16 protein-coding genes are annotated in these 14790 nt (G+C 61.5%); 13 read left to right on the top strand and 3 right to left on the bottom strand.

Annotated features, from left to right (window positions below):
- Positions 1-228 precede the first annotated feature (228 nt).
- From KT882_RS13415 to KT882_RS13390, 6 genes are all read left to right on the top strand, one after another.
- Positions 229-1188: an IS110 family RNA-guided transposase gene (locus tag KT882_RS13415; protein WP_228892791.1), complete on the top strand. Its 960-nt coding sequence runs from the start codon at positions 229-231 to the stop codon at positions 1186-1188.
- A gap of 195 nt (positions 1189-1383) precedes the next feature.
- On the top strand, positions 1384-1638 hold the full coding sequence (locus KT882_RS13410; protein ID WP_228896164.1) for an AbrB/MazE/SpoVT family DNA-binding domain-containing protein: 255 nt from the start codon (positions 1384-1386) through the stop codon (positions 1636-1638).
- Entirely contained in the window at positions 1638-2012 is a 375-nt protein-coding gene (locus KT882_RS13405; RefSeq protein ID WP_228896162.1) for a type II toxin-antitoxin system PemK/MazF family toxin, read from the top strand. Before KT882_RS13410 ends, KT882_RS13405 begins: the two co-directional genes overlap by 1 nt.
- Complete coding sequence (locus KT882_RS13400) at positions 2009-2917, top strand: N-acetylmuramoyl-L-alanine amidase-like domain-containing protein (protein WP_228896160.1); 909 nt, start codon at positions 2009-2011, stop codon at positions 2915-2917. The genes KT882_RS13405 and KT882_RS13400 overlap by 4 nt, the downstream gene beginning before the upstream one ends.
- 18 nt (positions 2918-2935) lie before the next feature.
- The gene (locus KT882_RS13395; RefSeq protein WP_228896158.1) at positions 2936-3712 is read left to right on the top strand and encodes a hypothetical protein; all 777 of its coding nucleotides are present in this window, start codon (positions 2936-2938) and stop codon (positions 3710-3712) included.
- A 255-nt stretch (positions 3713-3967) separates the two neighbouring features.
- Positions 3968-4978, top strand: a complete 1011-nt coding sequence (locus KT882_RS13390) for an IS110 family RNA-guided transposase (RefSeq protein ID WP_228896156.1) — start codon at positions 3968-3970, stop codon at positions 4976-4978.
- A 16-nt stretch (positions 4979-4994) separates the two neighbouring features.
- On the opposite strand, the gene KT882_RS13385 is transcribed toward KT882_RS13390, so the two are convergent.
- Positions 4995-5633 (bottom strand): NAD(P)H-dependent oxidoreductase, encoded by a 639-nt coding sequence (locus KT882_RS13385; protein WP_228896154.1) that lies wholly within the window; start codon positions 5631-5633, stop codon positions 4995-4997.
- Between the two features lie 153 nt (positions 5634-5786).
- On the opposite strand from KT882_RS13385, the gene KT882_RS13380 reads away from it, so the two are divergent.
- The 4 genes from KT882_RS13380 (at position 5787) to KT882_RS13365 (ending at position 9423) form a co-directional block, all read left to right on the top strand.
- Entirely contained in the window at positions 5787-5978 is a 192-nt protein-coding gene (locus KT882_RS13380) for a hypothetical protein (protein WP_161075400.1), read from the top strand.
- 169 nt (positions 5979-6147) lie between these two features.
- Complete coding sequence (locus KT882_RS13375; protein ID WP_228896151.1) at positions 6148-8355, top strand: protein kinase domain-containing protein; 2208 nt, start codon at positions 6148-6150, stop codon at positions 8353-8355.
- Positions 8352-8873 (top strand): hypothetical protein, encoded by a 522-nt coding sequence (locus KT882_RS13370; protein WP_228896149.1) that lies wholly within the window; start codon positions 8352-8354, stop codon positions 8871-8873. The genes KT882_RS13375 and KT882_RS13370 overlap by 4 nt, the downstream gene beginning before the upstream one ends.
- A gap of 388 nt (positions 8874-9261) precedes the next feature.
- Complete coding sequence (locus KT882_RS13365; protein ID WP_228896147.1) at positions 9262-9423, top strand: hypothetical protein; 162 nt, start codon at positions 9262-9264, stop codon at positions 9421-9423.
- A gap of 4 nt (positions 9424-9427) precedes the next feature.
- Here KT882_RS13365 and KT882_RS13360 read toward each other — a convergent pair whose 3' ends face one another.
- Entirely contained in the window at positions 9428-11044 is a 1617-nt protein-coding gene (locus KT882_RS13360; protein WP_228896145.1) for a sigma-54-dependent transcriptional regulator, read from the bottom strand.
- A gap of 176 nt (positions 11045-11220) precedes the next feature.
- Here KT882_RS13360 and KT882_RS13355 point away from each other — a divergent pair, with 176 nt between their 5' ends.
- Positions 11221-12945 carry a flavin monoamine oxidase family protein gene (locus KT882_RS13355; protein ID WP_228896144.1) on the top strand — a complete coding sequence of 575 codons (1725 nt, stop codon included), beginning with the start codon at positions 11221-11223 and terminating at the stop codon, positions 12943-12945.
- A 7-nt stretch (positions 12946-12952) separates the two neighbouring features.
- Positions 12953-13465, top strand: a complete 513-nt coding sequence (locus KT882_RS13350; RefSeq protein ID WP_161075406.1) for a M61 family metallopeptidase — start codon at positions 12953-12955, stop codon at positions 13463-13465.
- Positions 13466-13469: 4 nt separating this feature from the next.
- Here KT882_RS13350 and KT882_RS13345 read toward each other — a convergent pair whose 3' ends face one another.
- Positions 13470-13718 (bottom strand): DUF3297 family protein, encoded by a 249-nt coding sequence (locus KT882_RS13345; RefSeq protein ID WP_161075407.1) that lies wholly within the window; start codon positions 13716-13718, stop codon positions 13470-13472.
- Positions 13719-13830: 112 nt separating this feature from the next.
- Between KT882_RS13345 and KT882_RS13340 the strand changes: the two genes are divergently transcribed.
- On the top strand, positions 13831-14676 hold the full coding sequence (locus KT882_RS13340; protein ID WP_228896143.1) for a CAP domain-containing protein: 846 nt from the start codon (positions 13831-13833) through the stop codon (positions 14674-14676).
- Positions 14677-14790 lie beyond the last annotated feature (114 nt).

The raw sequence follows: 14790 nt of genomic DNA, 5'->3' as shown, positions 1-14790 counted from the left end.
GTGCGGCGGGTTACGCGGGCAAAGCCCGCTAACCCGCCCTTGTATTATTCCATCTGCCCCGAAAACGGAACGTCGGGGCAGAGCAACTGGATGCCGTACCCGCCCTTGGTCGCCAAGACCGTGATGTAGATTTCGCAGCAGTTGCTCTTATTCCATTAAAGATCGAACAGTATCTTTGGCCCGGCGTGCCGTGAGCCCGCATTTGCAAGGTTGATCAGGAGAAGAGTAATGTTGTGTCTTGGTATAGATGTCGCCAAATTGAAGGTCGATTGCGCACTGCGCCTGGAAACGGGCAAACACCGTGCGAAAGTTGTAGAAAACACCCAGGCTGGCTTTGCCAAACTGGAAGCGTGGCTGCAGAGTCATACGGACGGGTTGCCCCATATCTGCATGGAGGCCACTGGCGTCTATTGGGAGGCGATCGCGGAGTTCTTTGCCCGTCGGGGCTACCGCGTCAGTGTCGTCAATCCGGCCCAGATCAAGGCGTTTTCCCAGGCGCAGCTGGTGCGCACCAAGACCGACCAGGTCGACGCCAAGGTCATTGCCGAGTTCTGCGCCAAGCATGGTCCGGAAGCATGGCAGCCGCCGCCGCTGAGCGAACAGGAATTGAAAGCGATGGTGCTGCGCCTGGATGCGCTGCTGGCCATGCAGACGCAGGAAACGAACCGCCTGGACGTGGCGCGCGAATCGGTCCGGGCCGATATCGAACAGCATATTGCCTGGCTCGGCGAGCAGATTAAACAGCTGCGCAAGCGCGTACGTGATCACATCAACGACGATCCCGACATGCGCGGCAGACGCGACTTACTCGATACCATTCCCGGTGTCGGGGACAATACCATTGCGTTACTGCTGGCCTATGGCATGCATGCCGGGCGCTTCGACAACGGTCGGCAGGCTGCCGCCTTTGCAGGCCTCGATCCGCGCCAACATGAGTCCGGATCAAGCGTGAAGCAGCGGCCCCGGATGTCCAAGATCGGCCACGCGCATCTGCGCAAAAATCTGTACATGCCGGCTATGGTGGCGCTGTACCGCACCGACTGGGGGCGCCAGTTCCGCACCCGCCTACAAGCAGCAGGCAAGCCGGCCAAGCTGGTGATCGGCGCCATGATGCGCAAGCTCGTCCACGTTGCTTTCGGCGTCTTAAAATCTGGCAAACCATTCAATCAGGAGCTTCAAAACGCTTGACCGGCATAACAGTATCTACGATGGTCAAGCGTCCCTGTAGGGCGGGTTAGGCAAAGCCGTAACCCGCCAGAGCAGCCCAAGCGCCCCCGCCGCAAGCAGCACCCAGGCCCCTTCGGGGGCCTTTTTCGTATCTACCGCGTTGACACCCCCGCAGCGCGCCGATACACTGGGCCGATAGCAAAGGGGGAGCGCATCGTGGGTACATTTGCAGTGGACGCCTCGGTCAACCAATGGGGCAATGGCCTGGCGGTAAGGATCAGCAAGGCGGTCGCCAAAGCCGCAGGTGTTTCGGAAGGCACGCGGGTCCGCATCACGGCCGAGGAAGGACGCATCCTCGTCGAAAAGATAGAAGCCACGCCCGCGCTCGACGCCATGCTTGCCGCCTTCGACCCCGAGCGGCACGCCGGCGAAGCAATGGCCTTCACCCCTGTCGGCAAAGAGGTACTTTAATGGCGGCAGGCGCAGCGCTGAACTGGTGCCCGGACCGCGCCGACATCATCTACATACAGCACAGCCCCCACGCAGGCAAAGAAATGCCCGGCATGCACCCCATGCTGGTCTCCTCTCCGCGCGCATTCAATGAACGCACCGGCATCGTTATCGGCTTTCCCATGACGCACGCCGAATTCAACAAAGACAACCCCTTTGCCGTCGCGGTACAAGGGCCGAAAAACGAAATTGGCTACGTGCTCGCCTTCCAACCCAAGTCATTCGACTGGCGCGAGCGCAAAGCCGGCCCGCATCCGTGGGGCGGCGGCCACCACGCCATACTGGCCGCCGCCCTGGCCAAGCTCGATACCATCTGTGGAATAAGCCAAACATGATCAAGATAATCCCGTTCGTCCTCGCCGCCATGCTCGCAGGCTGCGCCAGCGTGCCCACTCCGCCGGTTGCCACCGCGCCGCAGCCCAAGCAGCTCTACCAGATGACTCCGCAGGAAGCGGACGGCTACATCGCCCAGATGCAGCAGACTGAGCCCGACCTGCGCAAGCGCATCGCCGCCATCGGCCGCCGCAACATCGGCCAGCCCTACATGCTCAACCTGCTGGGCGAATACCCCTACGAGCTGCACGACACGCTGCCCATGTTCAGCCTGACGCAAAGCGACTGCGTGGTGTTCGCCGAGCACACCTACGCCATGGCGCTCTCGCGCAACTGGAAAGAATTCTTCTGGATGCTGCAGCGTATCCGCTACAAGGACGGTGTGGTCGGCGTAGCCACGCGCAACCACTACACCGAGCAGGACTGGAACATCAACAACGGCTGGCTGCTGACGGACGCCACGCGCGAACTGGCGGGGGACTTCGTGGCCTCGTACCCGCTGCACGTAGACCGCCAGCGCTTCCTGAAAACGCGCCACAACACCGAGGTCAGCATGCCGGTGCAGGACAGCACCGAATACTACATCCCCAAGGAACGCGTGGCCGAAGTATTGGGCAAGCTGCGTGACGGCGACTTCGTCAACATCATCTCCACGCGCGACGGCGGCTACTGGGCCTCGCACGTCGGGCTGGTGGTCACGGCGGCGGACGGCAAGCGCATGTTCCTCAACTCCGCCGAGCCCAAAGTGCGCGAAGAAAGCTTCGACCAATTCCTCGCCCGCACGGCCGAACGCGAAGCGCGCAACGCCGCCGAAGGCAAAAACGGCCAAAAGCTCGCCGGCTTCAAATTCCTGCGGCTCAACGACACCATCATCGCCCCCCCCGCCCTGCCCCAGCCCCGCCCCTGATGCAACGAACACGGAACAATGAAAAATTATGCACTGGCCTTGTTTGCGGCTTCACTCACCGCATGCACTGCGCCAATTCAAATTCAGGCACCGGCAGCAGGCACCATGCAGAAGCAGGCCGCCACGCCCAAGGCGACTTCATATCAATCGATTGCACATGCTGATGCCGTTTCGATAGTGGAAAATAATACGGCAGGCTTTGACTCGGCAGCAAAACTGGCGGCGCAACGCCCGCGGGTCAAACATGAAATCAGTGGCTTCACCGTTGAGTCTCTCGCTCCGGATTCCGAAGGCTCGCGGTCGGAAGTCCGCTTCTCGCCTTTGCCGCTGGGACTGGACTATATGCTCCACCATGTTCCGGCTTCGGAAACCAAAACAGCACTGACCGAGAGCAGTATCGACGTATTCGGGGCGACGGGGGTACTATACTGGAACAGCCGCTTCTCCTACCGGAATGGCGCAGTGAACGTCGCGCCCGAGCAGGTTCGGCTGGTCAGTGGGCAGCTGTTTGAGCCCGGGGCAAAATTTGTACTGGAAAACGGCACGGGGAAAAGCGCCGTTACGCTTGACTGCGCGCCAATCAGCAGGGCTGCAGCAACAACGATCCATGCATCGCTGAGTGGCAATGTGACGACGTTCGCCTGCAAACAAGAGGAAGGGGTGTCGCAGCTTCTCTGGTACTTCGACGACTATGCTCGCTACTTCAACGAAGAAGTCAAAGTTGACGACGAGATACAGTCACGCTTCAAAATCATCTCCGTATATTTCACCGGTCCGCGCACCAGCCTGCAATAAAGGAAAGCGGCGATAATTGGGGTCAGTTTTGCCATCGCGCCAAATGGCGTGATGTCAGAACTCGTATATTGAGCATACCGTATCGCCATCGGATAATCTGGAGGTGGCAGCGGCCAGACAGGGTGAGACCGACCAGAACTTGGGCCATTAATCCCGCGGGTCAGATTGGTCCCCCTGTCTGTTTCATTTTATAAGTCCGAACGGTATCTTGGGCCATCGCGCTGAGCGTAAGCCCGCATACGAGGAAGGTCGAAAATGGATAGCTCAAAAGTGGTCGTGGGGATTGATGTCAGCAAGAAAAAGCTCGATGTGGCCCTGCTGGTGAACGGCAAGATGAAAGCCAAAGTAGTGGACAACTCTCCAGCAGGCCATCAGTCGCTGCTGGAGTGGCTGGATAAAAGCAAGGTGCCAAGGGACGCTTTGCAGGTGTGCATGGAGGCGACTGGTGTCTATTACGAGGCGGTCGCAACCGCACTTCATGATGCGGGGCTTGCCGTAAGCGTGGTCAATCCAAGCTGCATCAAAGGTTTTAGTCAGAGTGAAAATCTACGCAACAAAACCGATAAGGCTGACGCGGCGTTGATCGCGCGTTACTGCGCGGCGATGGTACCGGCAGCATGGGCGCCACCGCCGTTAGAACAGCGCCAGTTGCGTGCATGGTCGCAGCGCATACTCGCCTTGAAGGACATGCGCCAGCAGGAGCGCAACCGGCTAGAAAGCTATGAGGCAAGCGGCATGACCGAGGTAGCCGAGCATGCACGCTCGCTCCTTGCTTGGCTTGACGGAGAGATCAAGCAGCTTGAAGACGATGTTGACGACCATATCGACCGCCACCCCGGCCTCAAGCGCGATGCCGAGCTCATCACCAGTATTCCAGGCATAGGCAATACTACCGCCGCTCGGATCTTGGGACAGCTGGGCGACATCCGGCGCTTTGGCAGCGCGAAGGCACTGGCCGCATTTCTCGGCGTGACGCCCCGTCAGCGCAGTTCAGGCACCTCGGTTAAGGGACGCACCATCATGAGCCGAAGTGGCAGCACCTCGATGCGGGCAGCGCTGTACATGCCCGGCATGGTAGCCAGTCGCCACAACCCACTGCTACATCAGTTTGCCCTACGCCTGGCGGCCAACGGCATGGCGAAAAAGGCCGTGATCGGTGCCGTGATGCACAAACTGGTGCATCTCATCTTCGGCGTCATTCGTACAGGCAAGCCCTTCGATCCCAATTACCTTTCAAAAGGACTTGCTATTCAAGACGGTATCTGACCCCGGGCTTGGGTGCTTACTTCAGTTCGGTGATGAACTGCTCGCGCGGGCGGCGGACCTTTTTCAGGTTGACCAGCCAGTCGCCGTCACCGGCGCGGTAGCCCAGCGGCAGCATCACCACCGAGCGCAGGCCGCGTTCGCGCAGCTTGAGGATCTCGTCCACCTTGGCCGGATCAAAACCTTCCATCGGCACCGAATCCACCTGCTCCTGTGCGGCGGCGATCAGCGCCGTGCCCACGCCGATATAGGCCTGGCGCGCGGCGTGCGCGTAGTTGGTCTCGGCGTCGCGCTGCGGGTAGGTGTTGAGCAGCTGCTGGCGGTACGCTTCCCAGCCTTCGTTCTTGATACCGCGCTCTTCGTTCACCAGGTCGAACATCTGGTTGATGCGATCAGCCGTGTAGTTGTCCCACGCGGCAAACACCAGCAGGTGCGAGCAGTCGGTGACCTGGCCCTGGTTCCACGCGTGCGGCTTGATCTGCTCGCGCAGTTCGGGATTGGTAACGACAAACACTTCATACGGCTGCAAGCCGCTGGAGCTGGCCGTCAGGCGCACCGCTTCCAGGATGCGATCAACTTTTTCTTGCGGAACCGCCTTGGTTGGTTCCATTTTCTTGGTGGCGTAACGCCATTTCAGGACTTCGAGCAGATCGGACATGGTGACTACTTTCTTGTGGGTTAATCTACCCCCCATATTTAGGCGGCCCCAGCCATTTCAAGTCTATTCAGTAATGAAGTGTTGATCTTGCTGGCACGCATCCTGCATTACCCCTCTCGGCGCTGTTGCCTTTGTAAGTAACCGAGGTGGGAAATGAACACTGAAATCGTCCGCAAAACCGTCACCACCGCTCTGGTGGCCGCATCTATCCTGGCCCTGGCGCCTGTTGCTCACGCAGCAGCCACCCGCGCCGAGAAGAACGACCGCCCATCCTGGCTGCTGGGTGCGCTGAGCATCGCCGTTGCCATTGCCGTGCGGCGCAAGACTGTCAATACTGACGTGTAAATCAACCGCCGCAAGGCGGTTTTTTACATGAAAATTGACATTCGGCCCCGAAATCATTCCCTAAGCACAATATTTCACTGGCGGATGGGCGTCCGCTATGCGAGACTCACCATATCTGCTATTGAAAGGCGGTTCGGCAACGCAAGCGCCGTGCCGTCCCCGGAAAGATATGGAAAACCAAGCCGCCGAAGTCACCAGCCCGCCGCCAGACGTCCCCCAGTTCCAGCACTATCAAATTCTGGCCCGCCTGGGCGCGGGCGGCCACGGCGAGGTGTACGAAGGCTGGGACAGCCGGCTGCGCCGCAAGGTGGCCATCAAGCGCCACCGCGCCCTCGACCCGCTGCGCGACCCGGCCAGCCTGGTCAAGGAAGCGCGCATGACCGCGTCGCTGCACCACCCGGCCTTCGCACAGATCTACTCGATTGAACAGGACGACGAAGGCTGGGCCATCGTCATGGAGCTGATCGCCGGCCAGACCTGGCGCCAGCTGGCGCAGGACAAGGAGCATCCGCTCGACCTGCCCACCGTGCTGGGCTGGATGGGCCAGCTGGCCGTGGCCATGGAAGCGGCGCACGAGTCCGGCCTGATCCACGGCGACCTGAAGCCGTCCAACCTGATGCTGGACCCGGCCGGCAAAGTCCGCATCCTCGACCTCGGCCTGGCCTTCCACGACGACGCGCAAGCCACCACCTCGGTGATGCAGCTGGAGCAGCAAGGCACCATCGCCTACATGGCGCCCGAAGTGCTGCTGGGCGCCGCTCCGGGCCGCCAGTCCGACATCTACGCCATGGGCGTGATCCTGTTCGAACTGGCCACCGGCGCCCGCCCTTTCGGCAACATGAGCGGCCTGGCCCTGGCTGCGGCGCAGATGCAGTCGACTTCCAACGACTGGACGTTCCCGGATACGCTGCCGGAAGAAATAGTCCAGCTGATCCGCGCCATGACAGCCCGCCGTCTAGACCAGAGGCTGGCGACGATGAAATTGACGGCGCTGCAGATAGAGACCTGCTTTGCCGGATTAACCGGAGATACGTCAAAAGCGGCGGCAGCTCATATCCAGTCGACCAAGCTATGGGTCAACCGGATACTCAAGCAACCACGCAGTACCGCATTAGCTTCGATTATCCTCGTGGCGCTGGGATTAGGAGCTTGGCAATTGACGACTCGTGCGCCATGGATAACTTCCAACGCCCCCGCCTTCTCTAAAGCGCATGCAATCTCCCGAGCGCTGAGTGCTCTGCAGCAATTTGAACGGCCTGAACGATTAGAAGATGCTGCACGCGATTTCAGCGCCATCTTAGATGTGGATCCAGATAATGCAGCAGCCGTAGCAGGCATGTCGCTTGTTTATAGCTTCCGGTACGCCAACAACCAGCAAGATGAAACATGGCTACAGCGTGCCGCAGCAAGCGCCCAGCAGGCACTCAAGTTAGACAGTCAACTGGCTCTCAGCCATGCAGCTCAAGCATGGGTCCTACTCAAACAGGGCAAGCAAGACGATGCATTAGCCGAAAGCGAGCGAGCGCTGGCATTAGAACCGGGTCACTTTTTCGGAACGGTTGCCAAGGCAACAATATTAATCAAGCTCCGTCGCTTCGATGATGCACTGCCTTGGCTACAGCAAGCCATCGACCACAACCCGGGTGAGCGAAGTTTTGCGGACGGCTTAGGTACAGTTCTTTTTGAGCAAGGTAATTATGTTGCGGCCGAAAAAGCCTTTCGTCGCAGTATTGAGCTTCAGCCTGACTCAGCCTATGCCTACGCCAATCTGAATGCCGCGTTACTTCGCTTAAACCGCAGCGAAGAAGCGTTGCGCGTATTGCAGCAAGGGTTACAGGTACGACCTAACGGCACGCTTTACACAAGCTTGGGCAATGCGTTGTTCGCACGGGGAGACTATGTAGGTGCTGCGGAGGCTTTTCAGCACGCGGTTGCTCCGCCTTCTGGCGATCCGAAGAGTTATCTACGCTGGGCCAATCTAGCAGATACGCTCTTGTGGATTCCCGGTCGCAAATCGGAAGCACGCGATGCCTACATGAAAGCACTCGCGCTATTAGAACCTCGTTTACTTCGTACTCCCGAAGATGCAACCTTGCTCTCACGCATGGGGCTGTATTCGGCACGAGCCGGCGATCGGGTGCGTAGCGTTGAACTACTGCAAAAAGCTACGGCAATTGCACCGAGCAGTCCTGATGTCCAATTCCGTGCTGCCCTGGCATATGAATTGCTTGGAGATAGAGAGCTTGCGCTTGGCACATTGGCCAAAGCAAAAAAGAATGGCTATCCTAGCAGCGCAATTGAATCCGAACCGGATTTTGTCGAACTGCGCAGAGATCCCCGTTATCAGTCCCCTTCAACGAATGGAGTTAAGCAATGAGAGATGTAATCCTCAACGTAACATTTGACATTGACCAAGATACGCAACTGCTGCGCTGGAACTTTGAGGCCGATGGTAAGCCCATCGCCGGGCAAGGCGTGGAAACGGGATTACTGGCTTTTCAATTGGCGGACAAGCTCAGCGTTAACGTTATTGCAGAATGCAAAAGCTCCGAATATACGGCCGATGTTCACATCGACGGCTGCCATTTCATTACTATTCCACGTGCGTTCACCAAACGTGAAAATCCCGAGCGCGCAGGCGAATTTCCTGAAGCGTCCCCATTTAATGATTATGGCGCAGTAATTAGCTTGGGCAGCGGTGATTGCGTTGGCCATCCCCCAACCACAGTCAAGCTATGGCAACCGGACCTGCCAATGCAGTGCGACAATCTTGGTCGCTGGGAGTTGTCTATGGTATTGACTACGACCATCACGCGCAACCAAGGTGGCTTGACTCACCGGGAACAGCGCGTCTTCGCTTTCGATCCGGAGTGCGAAGTGGGCATGGGTACTTAATTACCTTACCACAGATAGGCCATCGATCCGGACCCACTGCACCGAGCTTGCCCAAGATTGCTTCGGCAAGCTCGAGACTATAGGACGTGATCTGGCGCCCCAAGAACGCCTTAGCCTCGGCAGACGCTTTAAGTTGTGTGGCGTAGGGGCGACAGAGCCATCGCAAGCGGTGTGCGGCGCAGTTCTCACTGGCGATCCGCTCGGATCGCCGGATCTGCAGATGTTCATCCAGCACCGCGTACGCGGCCGGACGAAAAATCCCCAGCAGCCATATAGCGCTCAGAATGCGATAGCGGAGTCGCCAATAACGGTGACAATGTGTGTATTTCCTTAACGCAAAACGCTATATGATGATGTGTTCCTACCTAACAATTCTAAGGACCTCAATATGCAACATGTACAACACGAATCGATTTTCTCCACCGTCCGCAAAATGCTCGCAGGCGAGGCGCCAGCAAAGAATACTGCGCCTGAAATGCGTACTCTGACCGAGGATGAACTGCGCGCAGTAGCTGGCGGCCCTGAACTGGAAGTAGGCAACGGCGTTTAAGCCCTCAGTTGAGGCCTAACGCGCCAAGGTAGCGCCTTAGCGCCTCGGCAGGCGTTCTGAGCTGCGCAGCGCAGCGGTCGACGGCGCCGTCGCAGGCGGCCAGCGCGCTGCGCAGCTCTTCTTCGGCGATCCGCTCGGGTCGCCGGATCTGAGGATGTTCATCCAGCAGCTTGTACATGGTCGGACGGGAAATTCCCAGCGATTGCGCGGCGCTCAGGATGCGCCAGCCGTTGCCGTCCATTGCGGCCAACACTTCCTCGTGATCCGGCATCGCACGCCGTCCGCGCCTGGCTTCCGCCGGCGCCGCTGCGCCATTCCCGGCCGGACTAACGCCGCCGTTGCTCGCCACGCCCTGCCCCGCACGCCCTTGCCCGCCGCGATACGCTCCTGCCTCCGCAGCAAAGTCATCCCCCTGCGCGGCCGCTGAGGCCGCCAGCCGGGCCGCACTGCCCTGTGGCGCTGCCACGCTGCGCGTCAGCGCCGTCAGTAAGGGCACCTCGCCCATGCGCACCGACAGCAACGCGCGCCGCACCACCTGGGCCAGCTGGCGCACATTGCCCGGCCAGTCGTAGCAGGCGCAATCGCTCACCAGCGCAAACGGGAATTCCTCAGCCGCCGCGCCGCCTTCGGCCAGGAAATGCAGGATCAGCACGCCGATGTCCTCGCGCCGCTCGCGCAGCGGAGTCATGGGGATGACATAGCTTTCCAGGCGCCGCAGCAGCGCGTGATTGAAGGCGCCGCCGTACAAATCCTGGTCGGTGGCGGCGATCAGGCGCGCGCTGCTGTGGCGGTCGCCCGCCGCGCCCACCGGGCGGTAGTCGCCGCTTTCCAGCACGCGCAGCAGCATGGGCTGCACCACGGCCGGGGTGTTGCCGATTTCGTCCAGGAACAGGGTGGCGCCGTCGGCCTCGCCGAACAGGCCCACGCGCACGGTCTGGGCGCCGGTGTATGCGCCCTTGGCGGCGCCGAACAGCTCCACCGCCGCCAGCGATTCGTTCAAGGTCGCCATGTTCACCGCCACCAGCGGCGCGGCCGCGCGCGGCCCCATGGCGTGGATGGCGCGCGCCGCCACTTCCTTGCCGCTGCCGGTTTCGCCCAGCAGCAGCACCGGCATATTGGTCTGCGCCGCCGCGCGCACCTGCTCGCGCATCATGATGGCGGCGCTGCCCACGCCCAGCAGGCCCTTCACGGGATTGTTGCGCGGCAGCGAGGTGGCCCAGTGCAGGCACAGCAGCACGGCGCGGCCCAGGCCCAGCACGGCGCCCTCGGCCACGCGCTCGGCGCCCAGCTGCTGCGCGCCGCCGACTTCCTCGCCGTCCAGCTCAACGATCATGCGGCTGTCCGGCGGGGTAATGGCCACGCCGCCGTCCGGCGTGCGCGCAATGCGCAGCGGCTGACGCGAAATGCCGCCGTAGCCCAGCGGCAGCCTGTCCTTGCCGGGACGGCTGAACATGGGCATGAAACGGCCCAGCTCGATCACGCCGTCGCCGCTGCCGTCCAGGTACTGCTCGCCGATCCGCGCCGGGTCGGGATGCCACAGCACCGTCAGCGCCAGCACCGGCCCGCCCGTCACTTCTGCGTCGCGCAGCGGGGAGGTCAGCGTGTAATCGGAATCGTTCAAGCCTGCAACCAAAGTCTTCTCCTAGTGTAAATGACAATGTAAAGCCCGCCGGTTGACATGTCAATTAACGGAATGAAAGGGTTGCAATATGAAAATCAGGTCAGTTTGTCCATATTGCGTGCAGGCATGGGGTTTGCTATTGACATCCAGTAATGATGAATTGCAGGAGCAGCAACATGAAAACACGCACCGAACTGACCGATCTCCCACTGAACAGCACCTATCAGGACGGCCTGTGTACCGAGCTTGCCATCATCGGCGCCGGCGCTGCCGGATTGTACAGTGCGTGGCGCATGGTGGCCGATGGCGCCTTGCCCGGCTCCCAGGTGCAGCTGTTTGAAATGGACGACCGCATCGGCGGCCGCCTGGAATCCGTCACCCTGCCGGGCATGGACGTGGTGGGCGAGCTGGGCGGCATGCGCTATATGGCGTCGCAAAGCATCATCGCCACGCTGGTCGAGCAGGTGTTCAGCCACACGCTGCAAAGCGTGCCCTTCCCCATGGGCGACAACGCGCACCTGTTCGCCTTCCTGCGCAAGCAGTACCTGCGCGCGGACGCCTGGCAGCGCGCCCAGGCGCGTGGCGACCGCCAGCTCACCCGCTACATGCTGACCGAAGGCGACATCGGCTACAGCGCGGACCAGCTGTTCAACAAGGTGGTGTACGAGGTGCTGACCGCAGACCCGTGGTTCAACGCGCGCTACGCGGACAAAGTGAAGCACTTCGGCGCCTACGACTACACCTTCCTGCTGAGCGCGGAGGACTGGAGCCGCATCAAGCCTCAGCTGCGCTACTGCTTCGCCGGCCCCTACCAGGATGCGCTGGTGAGCGAGCTGGGCTTCTGGAACATGCTGAAGGACCGCGTGGGCCAGGAGGGCTACAACTTCCTGGCCGACGCCGGCGGCTACTACTCCAACACCATCAACTGGAACGCAGCCGAAGCGCTGCCCTATATGGTGGGCGACTTTTCCAACGCCGGCACGGCCTACAAGACCATCGCCGGCGGCTACGACGGCATCGCCTACGCGCTGGCGGACGCCTATCTGGCCGAGCCGGGCGCCTGCATCTGGCGCGAAAACCAGCTGCTGGGCTTCACCCGCTCCAGCAAGCCGGGCTACCGCTACACCCTGCACTTCCTGAACCGCCCAGGCCGCGCGCCGTGGGCGGTGCACGCCAACAGCGTGGTGCTGGCCCTGCCGCGCCGCGCGCTGGAACTGCTGGCGCAGGACAGCTTCTTCTTCCGCAACGACGAGTTGCAGCGCAATCTGGCCGCCGTCATCCCCGAGCCGTCCTACAAGATACTGATGGGCTTCGAGCAGCCCTGGTGGCAGCAAAGCTTTGGCGCGCAGGCCGGCCATTCCATCACCGACCTGCCCCTGCGCCAGTGCTACTACTTCGGCACCGACCCGTCCAACAGCCACTCGCTGCTGCTGGGCAGCTACAACGACATGCGCGCCACGCCGTTCTGGCAGGTGCTGGCGCGCCATCCCGAGCGCTTCCAGCCGCGCGCCACGGCGCTGGTGTCGCCGGCCCAGCTGCAAGGCCTGCAGGAGGTGCAGGCGCCGCAGCGCATGGTGAACGAGGTGATGAAGGAGTTGCGCGAGCTGCACGGCAGCGGCGTGAGCATTCCGCAGCCCTACGTCACCTGGTTCAAGGACTGGTCGGCCGATCCTTACGGCGGCGGCTACCACGCCTGGCAGCCGGGCTACGCAGTGGACCGCGTGATGCCCTTCATGCGCAAGCCCGACCGCGCCGAGGCGATCCACATCGTGGGCGAGGCCTATTCGGACCAGCAGGGCTGGGTGGAAGGCGCGTTCTGCACGGCCGAGCGCATGCTGGAGGAGCATTTCGGCCTGCGCCGCCCGCAATGGCTGGACCCGGCCTACCACCTGGGCTACTAGGATGCGCATGCAACCGGCCTATCAGGTTGAACTGGACCCAGGGCTTCTGGAACTGCGCGTGCAGCTGCACATTGCCGGGCTCACGCCGCGCGAGACCACGCTGCTGGCCCCGGGCCTGGCGCCGGGCGACTACGATTTTGAGCGTTTCAGCCGCGCCGTGCGCGAGGTACGCGCCTTCGATCCGGCCAGCGGTACGGCCATCGAAATCCACCGCCACGGCTGGTCGTGCTACACGGCGCAGCAGCGCTCAAATTCGCTGGGCTTGTCCTACCGCATGGCCGCGCTGCGGCTGGAGTCTAATTCGATTGTGCTGGGAGGGAATTACCTGCGTGTGGCGCCGCACGACGGGCCTTGCCGGGTACGCTATGCCGCGCCCGAAGGCTGGGCCGTGCGCCATCCCGCCGGCGCGCGCGAGCTGGGCGGCAATCAGTGGGAATATTGGGACTACGACCAGCTGCTGGGTACGCCAGTGTGGTTCGAGGAAGAACGCCACGCGCTGGCTGCGCACGTGGCTCGGTGAGACATTACTTGTAAAACGCTTCGACCTTGCCGGTCAGTTTGATCAGCATGGGGCGGCCCTTGCGGTCCAGCGACTTGCCAGCGGCAACTTTGATCCAGCCTTCGCTGATGCAGTACTCTTCGACGTCCAGACGTTCTTTGTCGTTGAACTTGATGCCGATGTCGTGCTGCAGCACTGGCAGGTGGTGGTGTGGGCTTTTCGGATCAACCGACAGGCGGTCCGGCAGTGGTGGTGGGGTGGTGGTATCGTTCATGGGCGTCAATTATCCACTAGAAAGCTGATCCAGACAACGCCAGCCTCACTCACCCCGGCCCAATATGGTTCTCGCCCACGCACCAGAAAACCGATCCAGGCTAACGCTGGCCTTGCATGCAAGCGTCCTGCTTGCCGCCTTGTCCGCGCCGCCATTCGCGGCGGCAGCGGCGCCGGGCGTACCGCAGCCGGCGCTGCTTGGCCTGATTAACGGCTTCCGCGCCCTGCCGCAACGCTGCGGCGATCTACCCGCCTCCCCGATGGCACCGCTGGCCTCGGCCCCGGCACTGTCCCGCGTGCGCCTGGGCACCGGCGCCTTTATCGAACTGGCACTGGAACGGGCCAGCTACCCGGTCGAGCACGCTGCGGTCATTTACGTCGCCGGCGCTCCGGATGCGCCCGCCGCCATGACTGTGCTGCGGGAAAAATACTGCCACCAGTTGCTCAACACGCAATTTTCCGCCGTGGGCGCCGCCCGCGACGGCGACACCTGGCAGGTCGTGCTGGCCGAGCCGCAGCGCCCAATTCCCCTCCCCGACCCGGATCTGGCTGGCCAAGCCGCGCTCGCGGCCAGCAACGCCGCGCGCGCCGCGCCCCGGCTGTGCGGCGACCGCATGTTCGCGGCGGCTCCGCCACTATCGCTCAACGCGGCACTGGCCGAGGCGGCACTGGCGCACAGTAGCGACATGGCGTCCAAGCATTACTTCAGCCACCAGGCCCGCGACGGCAGCTATGCGGCAGACCGTGCGCAAAACGCTGGCTACGCCTGGCGCATCGTCGGCGAAAACATCGCTTCCGGCATCAACACTCCCGAGGAAGCAGTGGCCGGGTGGCTGGAAAGCCCGGGCCATTGCGCCAATATCATGAACCCGGCCTTTACCGAAATGGGTGCGGCTTACTCCCTCAATACAGCGCGGCGGCTTATGTACTGGACTCAGGTACTGGCCGCACCGCGCTAAGCAGCTTGTCGATCAAACAATCAATCCACTGATTGTTTGCTTCCCGCTATGCCCTTCCGATATAGCAACTGCCCGATTCGATATAGCTAAATCCTTCAAAAACAACAATCTTAA

The sequence above is a fragment of the Pseudoduganella aquatica genome (genome assembly GCF_020865585.1).
Taxonomy (GTDB): domain Bacteria; phylum Pseudomonadota; class Gammaproteobacteria; order Burkholderiales; family Burkholderiaceae_D; genus Rugamonas; species Rugamonas aquatica_A.
Note: the sequence above shows the minus strand (reverse complement) of the source record. Positions and strands in the feature narration are given on the sequence as shown.